Genomic DNA, 1,785 nt, shown 5'->3' with positions numbered 1-1,785 from the left:
CCGGCCCCAAGGTGCTGGACTTCGGCATCGCGCGGGCGGTGGACGGAACCGCGCTCACCCGCACCGGCGGCCTCGTCGGAACCCCGGGATGGATCGCGCCCGAGCAGTACGCGGGTCAGGAGGCCACGGGCCGGTCGGACGTGTTCGCCTGGGGGGTGATGACCGCCTTCGCGGCGAACGGGCGCAACCCCTTCGGCTCGGGCGGACCCGACGTGATGGCCTCGCGCATCCTGTCCGAACCACCGGAGTTGGACGGGCTCCCCGAGGGCCTGCTGGGGCTGGTGGGGCGTGCCCTGGACAAGGATCCCGCGCGGAGGCCGGACGCGGCCACGGCGCTGCGGGAGACGACCGCGTTGCTCGGCGCCGCCTCGGGCGGTACCCCGGACACGGAGGCCACCCGGATCATGATCGGGGCCTCCGGTCTCGCGGCACGGGGAGAGGACCAGATCGAGCGGTGGCGGTACCACGCGCCGCCACGACGTTCCTGGGCACGGCGCCACGGCCGGGGCCTGGCGGTCGGCGCGGCCGGTCTCGCCCTCGCCGTGCTGGCGGGGACGGGGATCGCCGCGTTCGGTGGCGGGGAAGGAGGCCCCGGAACCCGGGCCGAGAGCGGTGCCACGGCCGGTGCCGCCCCCGGAGCCACGAACGGGGGCACGGGCGACGCGGAGGAGCGGAGCAGCGGACAGGAGAACGCGGAGCTGGCGGACGTCCCTGCCGAGTACCGCGACCTGTACGCCACCGGAACCGTGACCGTGGAGCCGGTTCCCGGGGACGGCGCACGCCTCCTCCGCACGCTCGCACCGGCCGAGGGCGGCGGTGACGCGCTGGACCAGCTGCGGCTGACCTTCACCAGCGCGGAGCAGCAGACGAGCTCGGTCTCCGTCACGGTCACCGTCGAGTACCTGCCCGACTTCGGGCGGGCGACCCTGCACAGCGACGACTTCGCCTGGGTGAGCCAGATCAACCCCTCTCAGGAGTCCCTGGACTATTCCCGATCCAGTACCCGAGGAGTGCTCGCCGAACTCGGCCCGCAGGAGCCCGAGGCCGAGTTCACCCTGATGTTCGTCACCGGCTCCACCACCGGAGCCGTCTACTACCTGCCCTCGGAGGTCCTGGACGAGCAGCAGCGCATCGGCTTCGGTTACCCCGGAGGGTTCTGCTACGCGTCGGAGGACCAGAGCACCTGGTTTGCCGACTCCCCGGGGCTCGGACCTCACGACACCACCCTGACCGACGGTATGCCGCGCGACAGCTGCGTCTACGAGGACGGCCCCGATCGGTTCTTCTGACCTCCACCACCCTGAACACCCAGAAGGAACGCATCCTTGACCTCCCCGGCTTCCGCCCCCTTCGACGACAGCCGCCTTCCCCCCGGCGTGGAACCGCCCACAGGCGCCGACCCCGAGCACATCGGCCACTACCGCGTGGTGGGCCGGATCGGAGCGGGCGGTATGGGCGCCGTCTACGCGGGCCTGGCCCCCGACAACGGCTGCGCGGCGGTCAAGGTCGTCCACGCCCACTTCGCCGACAACCCCGACTTCCGGGCCCGGTTCGCCCGTGAGGTGGCGATGGTCGCGCGGGTGCGCGCCGCCTGCGCGCCCGCGTTCCTGGGCGCGGACACCCGGGCGGACACACCCTGGTTGGCCACCGAGTACGTGCCCGGCCTGACCCTGCGCCAGCACGTACGGCGGCACGGGCCGCTGACCGGGGGCGTGCTGCTGGCCCTGGCGGTCGGCCTGGCCGAGGCCCTGGCCGCGATCCACGGGGCGGGTGTGGTGCACCGTG

The 1,785-nt window shown here is 73.5% G+C and carries 2 protein-coding genes; both read left to right on the top strand.

Features of this window, described 5'->3' with window-relative positions:
- A partial coding sequence (locus D455_RS0128630) for a serine/threonine-protein kinase (RefSeq protein ID WP_026123076.1) occupies window positions 1-1,289 on the top strand: 1,289 nt, incomplete at its 5' end.
- 36 nt (window positions 1,290-1,325) lie between these two features.
- Window positions 1,326-1,785 (top strand): protein kinase domain-containing protein (locus D455_RS32000; protein ID WP_040685198.1); only part of this gene is annotated, 460 nt, incomplete at its 3' end.

The organism is Nocardiopsis halotolerans DSM 44410 (assembly GCF_000341065.1).
Classification (GTDB): domain Bacteria; phylum Actinomycetota; class Actinomycetes; order Streptosporangiales; family Streptosporangiaceae; genus Nocardiopsis; species Nocardiopsis halotolerans.
The sequence above is the reverse complement of the archived record's forward strand: the minus strand, read 5'-3'. Positions and strand labels throughout refer to the sequence as shown.